This is a genomic window from Candidatus Cryosericum odellii, from assembly GCF_003570935.1.
GTDB classification, from domain to species: Bacteria; Caldisericota; Caldisericia; order Cryosericales; family Cryosericaceae; genus Cryosericum; species Cryosericum odellii.
The window spans coordinates 1-14,069 of record NZ_QXIU01000180.1 but is presented as its reverse complement, the minus strand read 5'-3'; the positions used below and the strand labels follow the sequence as shown (position 1 = coordinate 14,069).

Genomic DNA, 14,069 nt, shown 5'->3' with positions numbered 1-14,069 from the left:
TGCTCACTCTGACGGATAAACTCCTCATAGCCGGGCCGATACAGCAGCTTCTCCGAATGTGCGACGTAGGGACTGTCGGTAAGTTGAACTGCTGGGATAGCAAACTCGGAACCGTTCGGCCCGAGCGTAGCAAAGACGATCAGCATCTGACGTCCGCGCATGATACCGTCCATGACCTCGCTTATGTCTTTGAGACCTTCTGTGCGGTCACGCGTGGAAATTTGGGGACCCATCTCTTCGCCCGGGTCCACCAGGATGTTCGTATGCTCCTTATCTCGGCCCTGGTCGAGAGGCGAATCAAAGTGAATCGTATGACCATTCATTGCCAGGCGCTGCTCCTCACCATCGTGGATAGCCTTCTCGCTGATGTAGGAGAGATCCCCGGTCGAGTCATCACAGACGAAGACACTCGCTGGATCGAGCAACTTGATGAAGTGGGCAATGAAATCGTATAGCTTGCCATTTGAGATCCTGCTGAGCTTCGCGTACTGCTCTCCGCCGAGCCGTTCCTCCAGGAACTTGGCGACATTGTCGTTCATGCATACACCTCCGTCGATATTGGCCCACAGGTCATTGTCATTACTTTAATATAGTACACCATTGTGGAAAAACGCACAGGTCGCAGCCATCGATTGACCGGTCAAATCATCAGTCCACAAGCTCTTTTTGGTTGAACTGCCGTGTGAAGTCGGCGACAGCTGTGCTATCGTGAAACGGTTTTGCGTCTCCCTCCAGGTGTCAGGACCGGATCATCGTCAGCAACCAGATACATGGTTCCAGGGCATCGACAGCGTGGATGGCGCCGGCCGGCATGACGATAACGTCCCCCGCTGCCAAGATATGATGCATGCCATCCAGGGTAATGTCGACACTCCCCTGCAGTGCTGTCACGAGTGCATCGAATGGAGCCGTGTGCTCACTCAGCTTCTGCCCCTTGTCAAACGCAAACAGTGTGACGGTCCCCGTTGGCCGCTCGATGAGTACCTTGCTGACAACCGCACCTGGTTGGATTATAATGAGATCGACTAGTCGGGCCGATTGGCCGTAAAGTTCGTTTGTCGCCATGGAACACCTCCGCCTCGATTGTATCAGGATACGCGATGCAGGACAACAGTCCACATGCGGCGAGGGTAGTCCCGGGAGACACGTCGGCACTCCGTACGCCCAAGGAATAACGGTCGCAGACACCGGCTGGTTCAAGGAGATGAGATCATGAAGAGAAAAATGCTGTTTGTCATCGTGACTGTGGTGATACTAGCGGTTGCCGTCGCGGTCGTTACTCTGGTGCTGACCCGAGCCTCTGGAAAGAACAAAGTCACCGGGGACACATTCGAAACGACCACCGGGAAAACGTTCACCATCGCACTCGACGCGAACGCCACCTCCGGATACAACTGGACTCAGACAACAAAAAACACGAACGTAGTTGAGTACGTCGACATCGCATATGTGGCAGTTGCCCCCGGTGCTCAAGTTGTCGGAGGAAGCGGTACCGTTACCTTCACGTTCAAGGCTGTTGGCAAGGGAACGACCACAATTTCCTTCGCCTACGCCCGTCCGTGGGAGAGCGTTCCCCCTGCCCAGACCAGGACCATCACAGTCACCGTCAAGTAGAACAATCGCGAGACCCGAACCGCCCCACAGCCTACCACAGCAGGCGCGGCAGTTTGCGTGAACGTCTTGGTACGCTCGTAGCCGGACACCGGCAGCAGGGAAAGTCCGGCAGCATGTTACAGTGAATGCTCCTCGCCTTGTCCGAGCAAGGCCAACTCAGAGAGCTTTGCATGCAGAACTGCGACATGTTCATAGGTTTCAAACAGAACTCGACTGTGCATGTCACGGAATGCTGTCAAAGCGATCTTGTCCACAAATTCGCGCTGCCGTAAGGCGTCAGCTACAATGTAAAAGCGAGCAGCGAAGTCCTGCAACTGCACGAACTTTGACAGTGCATTCAGCATATCCGTCGAGTTCTCGACCTCAAAAAAGGCGTCAGGCATCTTCCTTTCGTTGAACCACACAACGTCCACAGTCTGAGCCTTTCTCAGCGTCTCGTCATACGTGAATTTGTACATCGCCGGAACAGTTGTGACCGATGCCAAGGTTCCTTGCATGAACGGCTTATTCTTGTCCTGCAACGGCACAAAAGCCTCCATGTGGCGCATAACACCGACTTCAACAATGAGCCCCTGGTAGTATGCATGAGTGTTCTCGCTTACTTTGGCAACAGGGGTCTTTCCGGATGGCAAGACGCTTTCAGGCAAGCGATCTCGAGAGTCGTTCAGTGCCCAAAGGCCCGGACGAATTCTGAAGAAGAAACGCGGGTCCTGCACGATCCTGCGAATCGATGCGAAGGGCGTCTTTGTCCCCCATGAGCACTCTGTGATGGTTGGTACAACCTGATAGAGTCGCCCGAGTGTCGCATATCCACCCTCACGCTCCATCGCCTCGATAACGGCTTCGTGCTGCTTCATGTTGGTCCTCTCCTATCTTCTTCGAACGGGTCTCTCGGGCAACTCCGACGCGTCGAACAAGCTTTCTGTCTCCAGTTCCCCTGACGCAGTCGGACCTTCCTCGCCGAGCAGCCAGTTGTGGTCGGACAGGAAGGCCATGAGATCGCCCTTGCGGCGCTCATATAGATCGGGACGGAGGACAGGGTGCAGTTTCTGCACGGTGACGGGTGGATCGAGGTAGTAGATGAAGTTGGCGCCGGAACGGCCATGCTCGAGTACTTGTTCCGGGACCTCGGCATCAAGTCGTGACACCCGCATCAGCGCGAGGTAACCATCATGGAGCTCTTCAAAGTAGGCCAGCGGCGCCGAGGGGTTCCACAGCGAGAACCAGCCCTCAGCGCACAGTCCCGCAAATACGTCGTAGTTGACAGGGATATGCAGGTAGCTGTCCACTTCGACCAAGTAGGACAGGACATACGCGGTTTGATTGGCTGTCTCCTGAGCTGTGGCGCCGAGCTGCGACAACTGAAACCGAGGGCGACCCTTGCGCGGGTCGAGGACAAATGGGCCACGGTGCCCGATGGGACGCTTCTTGCAGACGAACAGCTGTGGCTCCAAGCGTATACCCATGCTCACGCCGCTCAAAGCGAACACGTTGACCCGTTCGTCGCGCCACGCCATTTCGATCTGCATGCGATATACCTCCGCCTTCGACACACCTGTACTAATCATGCTAGGCTGGCTGGACAAAACGTCAACACCTCTCGGTGGAACTCTGGTGCCCCGGCCAACGTCAACGGTATTAAAACATCATCGCTTTTCCAAGGTTGACGCTCCGTCGGATGTGGTACAATGAACCATCTATTTGACAACACTATGGGGGTTTTGCTGTATGAAAATCGCAATCAAGGTGCTGGTCGTTCTCCTGGCTGTGCTGATCGTGGCAGCTGGGGTCGCATGGTACATGCTCGGCCACAGAGGCCTGCAAGGAGATACGAATGCTCCTGCGGTGAATATCGGCCCCGCCCGGCAGCTCCTGAGCGACCTGAAGACAAACAGCAGCCTCAAGTTCTCCATGGCCGTGCCGCATAGTTTTGACTGGTATGTCGCCACCGGCCAGGGCAACCCGACGCAGCTGAGCCTCTCGGGCGTCGTCATGATCGCCAAGTCGGCGACCTCGGACGAAGCGGTAAACATCGACGCGTGGCTGCGCCAGCAAGGTTTCGCAGGTGATGCCGAAAACAATAGCTTCGGCAACACAACGGTCAGTGAGGGGTATGCCAAAGACTCGGTCGTGGTCCTGGTTGTGACGCCGGTCTCATCCAATGGTACAACGACACAGGCGACGCAGCTCATCGTTTATGCAGGCGTGTTGCCGAAGACCTCGGCCGTCAACTGACCTCAGGATACAGGAACTGTACAAGGCGGGAGCATGACTGCTCCCGCCTTTTTCATTGCATATGTTCCCTTCTGGCTACTCCGGCATCACCACGACGATAGGCGTCATGGAGTCGTCGTTGCCCGCCGGGTTGTCCTCCAGCGACCGCCTGAGCCAGTCTTCGTCGACGCCCTCGGTCGACGCTACAATCTCGGCGCCAAAGACATCGTTGACGTCGACCACACTGATACGAGCCCCCTTGCGTGCCAGGGTAGCGACGCTCGTCTCTACGTCGAGCGGGCCGGGGACGAGGCACGCGTCATAAGGCATCACCTTGTCGCTGTCGACCGCCTTGGCCATGGGACCAACGACCGCATAGAACCAGCCCTTGCGATGGAACAGCTTTCCCAGTACCGTGGCGCCCGCCCCGAGAAGGACACGGAAGGTTCCTGCCAATTCGATGTATGCCTGAACTTTCCACGCTGCTTCCATCGGATAGGTGTACCAGTGAATGAACGTTCCGCCGCCGTGCCCTGTGTACGGGCCGAGGAACCGCGCCAAGCGTGACGGCTTGAACGTCCCAACCCACATCAGTGTCCCTTCGCACATGGTCATCACGCTACTGGCAATCGTAACGACGCCCGTCGGGTGCTCCTGGTGGACCCTGTCCACGATCGACGAGAGGTCGCTCGCCTCAGTGAGCAGCCCGGTGCACACGTTGTGTCGGACGGACGCCGTCCCCGAGGCCTTCACCTTGTAGGGAGGCAGCTGGCCAAATCCGAGTCTCTCCCAGCACGCTGTCAATACCGGGTCGCCGCGATAGAGGTAGAAACCACGGTCGAGCATCTCCCTCGCTTTGTCCAGCTCGCCGCGCGATGCCAGGATGCCGGCGTAGGCAACGATGTCCTGTTGGCGGAAGTTGTCGGTGTCCAGCTCCGCAAACCGCTCAAGCAGCACGGGGTCGCTGGTGATGCGACACAGTCTCTTAAGCAGGAGACGCGCGGGATTGTCCAGTTCACGGGCGCTCTTCCAGTCCACCCTCGCATACGCCGTGCGCCACCATTGAGCTCCCTCGTTCTCGCGGTGAAGAAAAAAGTACAGCAGGTCACCCAAGAAGACCTCTTCCCAGATACCCATTGGAGGACTGTAGAGCTGAACGGCTTTCTCGGGGTCGCGACGAAGGTACAGTGTTGCCAGAAGCCGCTTGGTACGCTTCCATTCGGGATGAACGGCGCGTACACGCGTCAGGAGGCCCAGTGCCTCCTCGTCTTTGCCGGACTGCATGAGACCGACCGCCCCCCACCATGCGGCGTAGTCTGAACGTGGAGCAGCAGCAAACAATCGCATAGCGACGCGTTTGGCGCCAAACCAGTCGCACAGCGAGGCAATGGCGTAGATCATGGTTTCTCCCGTCCGTTGCCGGCTATTGTGACTTCTTTTCCGAAATGGTGACTCCGATCATGTCGGGCCCCGAATACGTCCCGACGACAGGCCCAAGCTGGGCCAGAATGCTCGGCAGGTTGTACCTGGACGTGAACTGACGCTGGAAGCCCTCAACCTCGGCCCGGTTAGCGCCGTAGTGGAACCCGATGTATTCGATCCCCTTCTGCAGGTGTTTATCGATAATTGCCCACAGATGTTCGAACGCAACTTTCTTAGTGCGGGGACGGTCCACGACATCCGTGACTCCCTCGATGTAGGTGAGGACGGGCTTGATCTTCAGAATGTTGGCGGCGATGGCGGCGGCCTTTCCAATGCGCCCGCCTCTCTCGAGGTACTTAAGAGAATCGAGCACGAAGTAGGTATGGGTCCGCAGACACAGCGCCTCCACCTCAGCGACGACTTGCCATAGCGGCGCCCCTGCTTCGGCAAGCTCCACTGCTCGCATCGCCGGAAATCCGATACCGAGAGCAGCATTCCAGGTGTCCACAAGCCGGACATGAATCGTATCCAGCAGGTTGCGCCCGGTAAGAGCCGAGTTGAGCGTGCCCGACATGCGCGAACTGATATGAATCGAGACGATGTCGCCTTCGGGGTCTTTGTCTAGAATCGCGCGATATGCGGACGCGAATTCGTCGGGTGACGGCTGTGTACTGCCCGCCGTCGCACCAGCCACGAGGCGGCGATAGAACTCGTCATTCGTAATGTCGATGCCGTCGCGGAAATACTCGCCGTCGAGTGAGACCTTGAGTGAAACGACCGTGACGTCGTGCTCTTGGGCATACCCTTGCGGCAGACACGCCGTGCTATCCGTTACGATGTGGATGGCCATTATCGACTCCTTCTCCGCTTGCGCATTCGTCCCGCCGGCGGAGACAGCGGGACTGCTCACATGGTTGCTGTACAAGGGGAAGGCTTCTCTCCCCTCATTTCACATTACACTGCTTTGTCGACGATGACAACCCCCAGCGTCTCAGGTCCTGTAAGGCACCCGAGGACAGGGCTTAACTGGCTGAGGACGGATGGAATACCTGTGCGCCTCGTGAACTCAGTTTGCATGGCCTCGACCTCGGCTCTGTTGCCCGTATAGTGGAACCCAATGTACTCGATACCCCGTACGACTGCCTGGTCGATAAGTACCCTGATGCGCTCCTTCGCGACACGCATGGTTCGCGGCCGGTCGAACACGTCGACGATACCGTCCTTGAACGTGAGGATAGGCTTGATCTGCAGGATACTGGCTGCGACGCCTGCTGCCTTGCCGATGCGCCCGCCCTCGACGATATACTTCATTGTGCCGACGAGAAAGTAGATATGTGTGCGTGGCTGCATCCCATCCAGCATCGTGATGATGTCGTCGATGCCGGCTCCACCCTCAACAAGCTTGACGGCCTGCATGACCATGAACCCGAGTCCGAGACCTGTCGTCCGCACATCATAGAGATGGATGCGCTTTGAATCGGTCTGCTCAGCTGCAATGTGGGCGCTGTTGAGTGTCCCACTCGTGGCAGACGACAGGTGAATGCTCAGCACTTCGTCGTCCGGGTTTGCGAGCAACCTGGTGTAGACCGCGATGAAATCCTCAGGGCCGGGCTGCGTGGTGCCAGACTTGGCTCCAGCTTTCTGTTTCGCGTAGAAGGCGTCAGGAGATATCTCCGCGAACTCGCGGAAAAATACTCCGTCGACCGAAACCTTGAGCGGCACGACAGGAAGGTCGTGCTGTTCAGCAAAACCAGCGGGAAGACAGCTTGTGGAGTCCGTTACAATATGAATAGCCATAAATTCCTCTTAGTCGAGAATCCCGGACGCCTTGACGATGCGCACGTCCTCGACAGGATGTAAACGTTCACCCCGCGTCGCCTGGGCGACAGGTCTTGTCCTGGTTCGCCGCTATGTCCAAATTGGCCTTCTTGTTCAAACTGCTTTGTCGACAATAACGACCACCATGGCCTCGGGTCCCGTATGACACCCGACACAAGGACCCAACTGGGTGAGGACGGAGGGAATACCCGTGCGCTTCATGAACTCAGTTTGCACGGCCTCGACCTCGGCTCTGTTGCCCGCATAGTGGAACCCGATACGCTCGATACCCCGTACGACCGCCTGGTCGATGATGGCCCACATGCGGTCTCGGGCTGTCCGCATGGTTCGCGGCCGTTCGAACACGTCGACGATACCGTCCTTGACCGTGAGGATAGGCTTGATCTGCAGGATGCTGGCTGCGACGCCCGCCGCCTTCCCAATACGCCCGCCCTCGATGAGATACTTCATTGTGCCGACGAGAAAGTAGAGATGCGTGCGTGGCTGCATCCCGTCCAGCATCGTGATGATGTCGTCGGTGCCGGCTCCGCCCTCAACAAGCTTGACAGCCTGCATGACCATGAACCCGAGCCCAAGACCTGACGTCCGCACATCATAGAGATGGACGCGCCTGGGATCAGTCTGTTCGGCTGCAATATACGCGCTGTTGAGTGTTCCACTCATGCCGGATGACAGGTGAATGCTCAGCACTTCGTCGTCCGGGTTTGCGAGCAACCTGCTGTAGACCGCGATGAAATCCTCGGGGCCGGGCTGTGTGGTGCCAGACTTGGCTCCAGCTTTCTGCTTCGCGTAGAAGACATCAGCAGATATCTCCACAAACTCTCGGAAAAATACTCCGTCGACCGAAATCTTGAGCGGTACGACGGGAAGGTCGTGCTGTTCAGCAAAACCAGTGGGAAGGTAGCTCGTGGAGTCCGTTACAATGTGAACAGCCATATGCGCGTTGCTACTTCTCCTGGTCGAGAATCTCGGACGCCTTGACGATGCGCACGTCCTCGACAGGACGTGAACGTTCGCCCCATGGCGCCTGGGCAACGGGTGTCGCCGCGATGGCATCCAGAACGTCCATGCCTTCTGTGACATGTCCGAACGCAGTGTAGCTGCCGTCCAACTGGTCGGACGTACTCGTCATGATGAAGAACTGCATGTCGGACTGGTCGACATGCGCCTGCTGAGCGGCCATGCTGATGACTCCGGGAACGTGCTTGACGTCAGAGCCCTCGAACTTGACGTTGCCGCCGCCCGTGCCAGTCCCTTGTGGGTCGCCGCCCTGAATCATGAAGTCTTTGATAATGCGATGGAACTTGAGGTCGTCATACTTGCCGGCGTTGACCGCAGCCATGAACCGTTCGACGGTCCTAGGAGCCCGAGCAGCGTACAGTTCGAGTGTCATCGTACCCTTGGACGTCTCCATACGAACAACCCTGTTCTTCTCTACCATGTGACGCTCCTAGTTGGCGACTTCGGTCGCCCGGATGATCGTGATCTTCGTGAGAGGGACCGACATCTCGCCGGGTTTGCTGGGATTTTCTCCGACCGGCACGTTCGCGATCTTGTCGACGACATCCATACCCTCGACGACCTTGCCAAACGCAGGAAAATCCCCATTGAGAGAGGTCGTGTCTCCCTGCATGATGAAGAACTGCATGTTGGACTGTGTAACTCCATGTTCTGACGACGTCATGGATATAACGCCGCGGGCGTAACTCATGCCCGTCTTCTCGAACGGGATCTCCTTGCCTCCCGTTCCGTTGCCGTTGGGGTCCCCGCCCTGGATCAATAACCCCTTCATGACCCGATGGAACGTAAGCCCGTCGTATTTGCCACCCGTGACGTTCTCGAGGAACTGGGCGACGGTCCTGGGAGCCTTGTCCCCGTAGAGTTCAAGTTTGATCGTGCCCATGCTTGTCTCCAGCACAACGTACTTGTTGCCCACCACCTGCGGAGCCTGAGCCTTCTTGAGGAAGGGCAATACCAGCAACAGCGACAGGATCACTGTCGCTGCCAGCGTGATGACCACTGTCCGCGTGCTCGGCGGAATGGGCTTGTGGCCCGGATACTTCTTCTGCAGCTCCTGCGTCCGACTCAATTTCGGTGTGGCTTTCCTTTTGTTGGTGCTCATCTGCGGTTTTACTCCTGACATTCTCCAAGAGACTTCGGCCGATAAGAAACGTTGCCGTCGCCTCGGTCACCACCTCACCTGTTGCAAGGTCTTTGATGCATGCTTCTGTTGCCTTGATACGGCTGCCACGGTCTTCGGCCAGCCTGGCCTCGACCCGGTACTTCCGGTCAGAATACATCGGCCGGTGGTAACGCACATGGATGTCAACGGTAAACACCGGCAGGCCCACGTCGAAAAAGATGTTGGCCATTGCATCATCCAGGATTGCCGCCTGGATGCCCCCATGCGTCACACCACGATATCCATCGAACGCTGGATCCAGTAAGAACTCGGCCGCGCTGGTTCCATCCCCCACGTCAAAATGGAGATGGAGACCAGCCGGATTATCCGGCGAACAGACGAAACAGCTGTCGATGCGCGTATTCATGCGTCGTCAGACACAAAGGGGCCTGCAAAAGCAGGCCCCAGGACTGTTTCTCTGACGCTAGTAGTCCTCTGACTTGACTTGATAGAAGCTCTGCGCATGCTGGCACGCGGGGCACTTGGTCGGCGCCTCGGTCCCCTCATAGACATACCCACATTCGCGGCAGACCCAGATGATCTTGTGATCCTTCTTGAAGACGGACTGTGCCTTGACTTCCTTGAGCAGCTTGCTGTATCGTTCCTCATGGTGGGCTTCAGCTACCGCAATGGCACGCAGGCGGCAGGCAATTGCCTTGTAACCTTCCTGATCAGCAATGTCGGCAAAGCCCGGATACATCGTGGTCGTCTCATAATGTTCACCGTCGATAGCCGCCTGCAGGTTCTCGGCCGTTGTCCCCAGCACCAGCGGAACTTCCGCGTTTGCAAGTTTCAGTTCGCCGCCGTTCTCCTGCTTGATGTCCTGGAGAAAATGAAATAGGATGTTGGCATGCTGCCGTTCCTGGTCAGCGGTCTCGGCGAAAATCCCTGCTATCTGCTCAAACCCTTCGGTCCGGGCCACCTTGTTGTACATGGTATACCGGTTGCGGGCCATGGATTCACCTACAAAAGCCGCACCAAGATTGAGAAATGTCTGTTTCAACACTCACCTCCATGCACGAATCGTGTTGCTACTTTCTCCATTGTATCCAATCAGCACAGACGCCACAGGGCGGAATATTCACAGTGCCGGTCGGTTTCGACAGATTAGCGAAGTCCGGTGATGACACCGTCTCCGGTCACGTCAATGTTGACCATGGCGGGGACCTTGGAGAGTGCCGGCATGGTCTGCATCGTTCCACCCAATGGATAGAGGAAACGCGCGCCGGTCGCGGCACGAATGTCGCGAATTGGGAACAGGTACCCGGAGGGTGCGCCCTTGACATCGGGATCATGGCTGATGGACAGATGTGTCTTTGCCATGCAGATGGGCCACTTGTCATAGCCGGCCGCGGTGAACTCCTTAATGCGTTCGATCGCCACAGGCGTCAGATCGATGTCACTGGCACGATAGATCGCGCGGACCAGTTTGCGCATCTTGTCCTCGATGGTATCGGTCAATTCATATGGATAGTGGACCGCGCCCACCTTGGATGTCGATGCCACTTCCTGGACTGCGCGTGCCAGCTCCAGACCACCCTCGCTGCCATCCACAAAGAACGTGTGGGGAACGGCGGCTAGCGCACCAAATTGCAGTGCTTTGGCCTGAACCATCGCTACCTCTTCGGCAGTGTCGTCCGGGAATCTGTTGACAGCGACAACAACTGGCAGGCCATAGGAACGAACATTCTCGATATGTATCCGGAGGTTCTCGCAACCCAGCTCGAGTGCCGGCATATTGACAGTTGAAACAAGGGCGGGATCAAGCTTCTTGCCCGGCTTGATGGTATACGCACCGCCGTGCATCTTGAGCGCGCGGATCGTAGCAACGATGACCACACAGTCAGGCGCCTTCATACCGGCCTGTCGAAGCTTGATGTCCATGAGTTTTTCGAAACCCATGTCGGCACCAAACCCACTCTCTGTCACGACATAGTCACCAAGTTTCAGTGCAATACGGTCGGACAGCACCGAGTTGTTGCCAAAAGCGATGTTGGCGAATGGTCCAATGTGAACAAAGGAGGGCGTGCCTTCTTCGGTCTGAACCAGATTGGGATAGATAGCATCCTTGAGGACAGCAGTCAGGCCCCCGGTTGCCCGCAAGTCCGCGACCGTCACGACCTTTCCACTGCGGCTGTGCGCAACGACAATCTCCGATAGACGCTGGTGCAGATCTTCAAATCCCGTCGTCAGGCCCATGATGGCCATGATCGGCGAAGCGGCAGCAATGTCGAAACCGGTGTCGTACGACGTCTCCGTCTTGACGCCATCTTTCTTCTCTGTCAACTGAATCGTGAGCTTGCGCATCGACCGGTCCTCTACGTCCATAGTCCGGCGCCAGCTGATGCTCTGAGGATCGATGTCCAGTTCATTTCCCTGAAAGATGTGATTGTCCACCACCGCGGCCAGCAGGTTGGTTGCTGTCTCTACTGCATGGATATCGCCCGTGAAATGCAGGTTGATCTGCTCCATCGGGAAGAGAGAAGCCTTGCCACCGCCTGTTCCACCGCCCTTGATACCAAAGACTGGGCCCATGGACGGTTCGCGCAGTGCATTGACCGTCTTGAATCCCAGTTTGTTCATCGCCATGCCCAGTCCAATGGTCGTGACAGTTTTGCCTTCGCCAAACGGTGTCGGCGTGATAGCTGTCACATCGATGTACTTGCCATCCGACTTGTCCTGCAAGCGGTTGAGGATGTGGTAATCGATCTTAGCCATGTATTTGCCAAAGAAATCGACTTCCTCGTCGCGAATGCCCAGCGACAGTGCAAGACTGCCAATGTCTTTCTTGTCATTTGCTTTTTCGAACATAGGTCACACTCCTCTTTTAGGTGGTACGTTTTATTATTGTACCCTAAATTCCATTTCTACGTACCGGGCAACGCTCAGATAAGTCCAAAATAGTGAGCTGCGAACGTGAAAACTGCTGCGGCAATACAATACAGCGCAAACCATTGCATCTTGCCTTTCCGCGCAACCTTGAGCAGCAACCCGATCGCGACGAGGCTTGTCAGCGCGCTGACGACGACACCGATACTAATATCGATGAAAGCACTTGAGGACATCCCCGCTTTCAGGAAGTCCTTGAGCTCAAAGATCGCGGCGCCCGCGATGGTCGGGATCGCCATGAGGAAGCTGAAATGCGCCGCATCCTCCTGCTTGAGACCCCTGTAAACACCGACGGACATCGTCGTTCCACTGCGGGAAAGACCCGGCAGAAGCGCAAACACTTGGCCGATGCCGATGGCTAGTGCATCCTTCCAGCCGACTTCGCGGATAGTTCTGGTCGTCGACGCAAAATGCTGCAGAGCCAACAGGGCGGCAGTGACCAGGAACATGGCCGCTACAACGTACAGGCTGGCAAAAGCCTTCGCAATGGTCGCACTGAAAAGGACGCCGATGACTCCAGACGGGATGATGGCCGCGACGATGAGCCAGAACATGTTGCGCTTGTGCGCTTCCTCATGAGACAGTCTGCCGCGGAAGGTCGCAAGGAATCCCCCGAACAAGCCCACAATGTCACCCCAGAAGAAAATCACCAGCGCGATGAGGCTGCCGAAGTGCAAGGCTACATCAAAGGCCAGCGTCGAATCGGCTTTGAGGAGTCCCGAGAACACGACCAGATGTCCCGAGCTGCTGACAGGCAGGAACTCGGTCAATCCCTGTACAATTCCAAGCACGATGCTTTTCCACAGTACCATCCGTAGTACCTCCAAGTATGACCTCAAACATATGCAATATGGTAGACAAACGCCTCCAAAAAGCAAAGAAAAGGCTGCCAGCAAACCGCCAAACCTTCTGCGGGGTGGCCCTGTGATCTGGCTTCAGATCAGAGAGGCGAGCGTGTGTCCTGTGGGCGTCAGGACGGCAAGCGAGCCGTTGGGTAATTCCTCCCAGGAACCGGTGCCCAGCGGTTCGCTGGCGACGAGTTCCCTGCCACTCTGATGCTGCAGGTACATGCTGTGTCGCTCCGGATCGGTGCTGTAGTGGAAGGCATACATGCATTGTCCATCGCACAGAAGGAAATTGAGGCCGGTGAAGTCACCGACGGACATCACCTCATGGACAGCGCCCCTCAGAGCATCGAGGGGGTCGGCCACCGACTCGAGATGCTGCAACAGCAAAGCGAAGTAAACTTCACTGTCATTTTCTCCCTCAAGGCTGTTCCTGAATTTGGGCAGGAGATGCTCTATCAGACGTTCGCGCGAGCAGTATCCGTTGTGGCAGAACGACCAGCGTCCCGCGACGAACGGGTGCGTGTTGGCAAGCTCAGGCGATGTACCACTGCTACGGCGGACGTGAGCAAGAGCAACGCGGGCACTGACCTCGCGAACAGTCTGCTCAAAGAGTGGCGATTCGTAGGCCGGTCGTGGATCCTTGACGACATGGGGACAGTCCTGACCGTCGTCATACCATGCGACACCCCAGCCGTCAGGATTGGGTTCGCCGGACTTGTCGGCAATCGCCAGCGAACGCAGCGAAGGTTCGACACCAGTCATCCATGGAGCTATCGATTGTGACTTCGTTGTAACTATTCCGAACATCCTGCACATCAGCGTTCCTCCACCGGCAAGCCACCCACAACCACCCAGCATTCAGGATACGTCGACAGCGTCATAGCGCAATTGTGAATACCAAAAGTACNNATGGAGATGACCCAGCCAATAAAGAGTCCAGAGAACAGCCTCTTGCGCTCGTCTTCAGTCATGTTGCGCAGGCTGAGGAACATGAACCCGAAGACTCCGGACAAGACGGCAAGAGTCAGGCCTGCCTTGAGGTTGACCTGATGCCAGACAGC

16 protein-coding genes and 1 pseudogene are annotated in these 14,069 nt (G+C 56.8%); 2 read left to right on the top strand and 15 right to left on the bottom strand.

The genetic code is table 11. From position 1 onward, the window contains the following. A pseudogene (locus tag SMC5_RS07350) lies at positions 1-539 on the bottom strand (phosphoenolpyruvate carboxykinase (GTP)); the annotation flags it as partial. Positions 540-738: 199 nt separating this feature from the next. After that, positions 739-1,065, bottom strand: coding sequence for a cupin domain-containing protein (locus SMC5_RS07345; RefSeq protein ID WP_119120184.1), 327 nt, complete (start codon positions 1,063-1,065; stop codon positions 739-741). 147 nt (positions 1,066-1,212) lie between these two features. On the opposite strand from SMC5_RS07345, the gene SMC5_RS07340 reads away from it, so the two are divergent. Further along, positions 1,213-1,614 carry a protease inhibitor I42 family protein gene (locus SMC5_RS07340; protein ID WP_119120183.1) on the top strand — a complete coding sequence of 134 codons (402 nt, stop codon included), beginning with the start codon at positions 1,213-1,215 and terminating at the stop codon, positions 1,612-1,614. Between the two features lie 116 nt (positions 1,615-1,730). On the opposite strand, the gene SMC5_RS07335 is transcribed toward SMC5_RS07340, so the two are convergent. Both SMC5_RS07335 and SMC5_RS07330 read right to left on the bottom strand, forming a co-directional pair. Then, positions 1,731-2,471: a hypothetical protein gene (locus tag SMC5_RS07335; RefSeq protein ID WP_165846315.1), complete on the bottom strand. Its 741-nt coding sequence runs from the start codon at positions 2,469-2,471 to the stop codon at positions 1,731-1,733. 12 nt (positions 2,472-2,483) lie between these two features. Further along, positions 2,484-3,143 carry a hypothetical protein gene (locus SMC5_RS07330; RefSeq protein WP_119120182.1) on the bottom strand — a complete coding sequence of 220 codons (660 nt, stop codon included), beginning with the start codon at positions 3,141-3,143 and terminating at the stop codon, positions 2,484-2,486. 199 nt (positions 3,144-3,342) lie between these two features. Between SMC5_RS07330 and SMC5_RS07325 the strand changes: the two genes are divergently transcribed. After that, the gene (locus SMC5_RS07325) at positions 3,343-3,849 is read left to right on the top strand and encodes a hypothetical protein (RefSeq protein ID WP_119120181.1); all 507 of its coding nucleotides are present in this window, start codon (positions 3,343-3,345) and stop codon (positions 3,847-3,849) included. Between the two features lie 75 nt (positions 3,850-3,924). Here the strand turns inward: SMC5_RS07325 and SMC5_RS07320 are convergent, their stop codons facing one another. From SMC5_RS07320 to SMC5_RS07270, 11 genes are all read right to left on the bottom strand, one after another. Continuing rightward, a complete protein-coding gene (locus tag SMC5_RS07320; RefSeq protein ID WP_207799140.1) occupies positions 3,925-5,229 on the bottom strand; it encodes a tetratricopeptide repeat protein in 1,305 nt (434 codons plus the stop codon). 22 nt (positions 5,230-5,251) lie between these two features. After that, on the bottom strand, positions 5,252-6,100 hold the full coding sequence (locus SMC5_RS07315; protein ID WP_119120180.1) for a DegV family protein: 849 nt from the start codon (positions 6,098-6,100) through the stop codon (positions 5,252-5,254). A 104-nt stretch (positions 6,101-6,204) separates the two neighbouring features. Continuing rightward, the gene (locus tag SMC5_RS07310) at positions 6,205-7,047 is read right to left on the bottom strand and encodes a DegV family protein (RefSeq protein ID WP_119120179.1); all 843 of its coding nucleotides are present in this window, start codon (positions 7,045-7,047) and stop codon (positions 6,205-6,207) included. 135 nt (positions 7,048-7,182) lie between these two features. Further along, complete coding sequence (locus SMC5_RS07305) at positions 7,183-8,025, bottom strand: DegV family protein (RefSeq protein ID WP_165846314.1); 843 nt, start codon at positions 8,023-8,025, stop codon at positions 7,183-7,185. A gap of 10 nt (positions 8,026-8,035) precedes the next feature. After that, complete coding sequence (locus tag SMC5_RS07300) at positions 8,036-8,530, bottom strand: peptidylprolyl isomerase (RefSeq protein ID WP_119120177.1); 495 nt, start codon at positions 8,528-8,530, stop codon at positions 8,036-8,038. Between the two features lie 9 nt (positions 8,531-8,539). After that, on the bottom strand, positions 8,540-8,992 hold the full coding sequence (locus SMC5_RS07295) for a peptidylprolyl isomerase (RefSeq protein WP_207799139.1): 453 nt from the start codon (positions 8,990-8,992) through the stop codon (positions 8,540-8,542). Beyond that, the gene (locus SMC5_RS11090; protein ID WP_119120175.1) at positions 8,973-9,638 is read right to left on the bottom strand and encodes a PaaI family thioesterase; all 666 of its coding nucleotides are present in this window, start codon (positions 9,636-9,638) and stop codon (positions 8,973-8,975) included. The genes SMC5_RS07295 and SMC5_RS11090 overlap by 20 nt, the downstream gene beginning before the upstream one ends. A gap of 57 nt (positions 9,639-9,695) precedes the next feature. Next, on the bottom strand, positions 9,696-10,274 hold the full coding sequence (gene rbr, locus SMC5_RS07285) for a rubrerythrin (protein WP_119120174.1): 579 nt from the start codon (positions 10,272-10,274) through the stop codon (positions 9,696-9,698). Between the two features lie 104 nt (positions 10,275-10,378). After that, positions 10,379-12,082, bottom strand: a complete 1,704-nt coding sequence (locus SMC5_RS07280) for a formate--tetrahydrofolate ligase (protein ID WP_119120173.1) — start codon at positions 12,080-12,082, stop codon at positions 10,379-10,381. A gap of 74 nt (positions 12,083-12,156) precedes the next feature. After that, positions 12,157-12,972 carry an undecaprenyl-diphosphate phosphatase gene (locus tag SMC5_RS07275; protein WP_119120172.1) on the bottom strand — a complete coding sequence of 272 codons (816 nt, stop codon included), beginning with the start codon at positions 12,970-12,972 and terminating at the stop codon, positions 12,157-12,159. 123 nt (positions 12,973-13,095) lie between these two features. Continuing rightward, the gene (locus SMC5_RS07270) at positions 13,096-13,824 is read right to left on the bottom strand and encodes a class II glutamine amidotransferase (protein ID WP_165846200.1); all 729 of its coding nucleotides are present in this window, start codon (positions 13,822-13,824) and stop codon (positions 13,096-13,098) included. Between the last annotated feature and the right edge of the window lie 245 nt (positions 13,825-14,069).

Excerpts from the sequence above, each read along its gene's own strand:
- SMC5_RS07340 (WP_119120183.1), top strand. The coding sequence starts at position 1,213 with ATGAAGAGAAAAATGCTGTTTGTCATCGTGACTGTGGTGATACTAGCG.
- SMC5_RS07345 (WP_119120184.1), bottom strand. The coding sequence starts at position 1,065 with ATGGCGACAAACGAACTTTACGGCCAATCGGCCCGACTAGTCGATCTC.
- SMC5_RS07330 (WP_119120182.1), bottom strand. The coding sequence starts at position 3,143 with ATGCAGATCGAAATGGCGTGGCGCGACGAACGGGTCAACGTGTTCGCT.
- SMC5_RS07310 (WP_119120179.1), bottom strand. The coding sequence starts at position 7,047 with ATGGCTATTCATATTGTAACGGACTCCACAAGCTGTCTTCCCGCTGGT.
- SMC5_RS07280 (WP_119120173.1), bottom strand. The coding sequence starts at position 12,082 with ATGTTCGAAAAAGCAAATGACAAGAAAGACATTGGCAGTCTTGCACTG.
- SMC5_RS07335 (WP_165846315.1), bottom strand. The coding sequence starts at position 2,471 with ATGAAGCAGCACGAAGCCGTTATCGAGGCGATGGAGCGTGAGGGTGGA.
- SMC5_RS07325 (WP_119120181.1), top strand. The coding sequence starts at position 3,343 with ATGAAAATCGCAATCAAGGTGCTGGTCGTTCTCCTGGCTGTGCTGATC.
- SMC5_RS07305 (WP_165846314.1), bottom strand. The coding sequence starts at position 8,025 with ATGGCTGTTCACATTGTAACGGACTCCACGAGCTACCTTCCCACTGGT.
- SMC5_RS07300 (WP_119120177.1), bottom strand. The coding sequence starts at position 8,530 with ATGGTAGAGAAGAACAGGGTTGTTCGTATGGAGACGTCCAAGGGTACG.
- SMC5_RS07270 (WP_165846200.1), bottom strand. The coding sequence starts at position 13,824 with ATGTGCAGGATGTTCGGAATAGTTACAACGAAGTCACAATCGATAGCT.
- SMC5_RS07315 (WP_119120180.1), bottom strand. The coding sequence starts at position 6,100 with ATGGCCATCCACATCGTAACGGATAGCACGGCGTGTCTGCCGCAAGGG.
- SMC5_RS07295 (WP_207799139.1), bottom strand. The coding sequence starts at position 8,992 with ATGGGCACGATCAAACTTGAACTCTACGGGGACAAGGCTCCCAGGACC.
- SMC5_RS07275 (WP_119120172.1), bottom strand. The coding sequence starts at position 12,972 with ATGGTACTGTGGAAAAGCATCGTGCTTGGAATTGTACAGGGATTGACC.
- SMC5_RS11090 (WP_119120175.1), bottom strand. The coding sequence starts at position 9,638 with ATGAATACGCGCATCGACAGCTGTTTCGTCTGTTCGCCGGATAATCCG.
- SMC5_RS07320 (WP_207799140.1), bottom strand. The coding sequence starts at position 5,229 with ATGATCTACGCCATTGCCTCGCTGTGCGACTGGTTTGGCGCCAAACGC.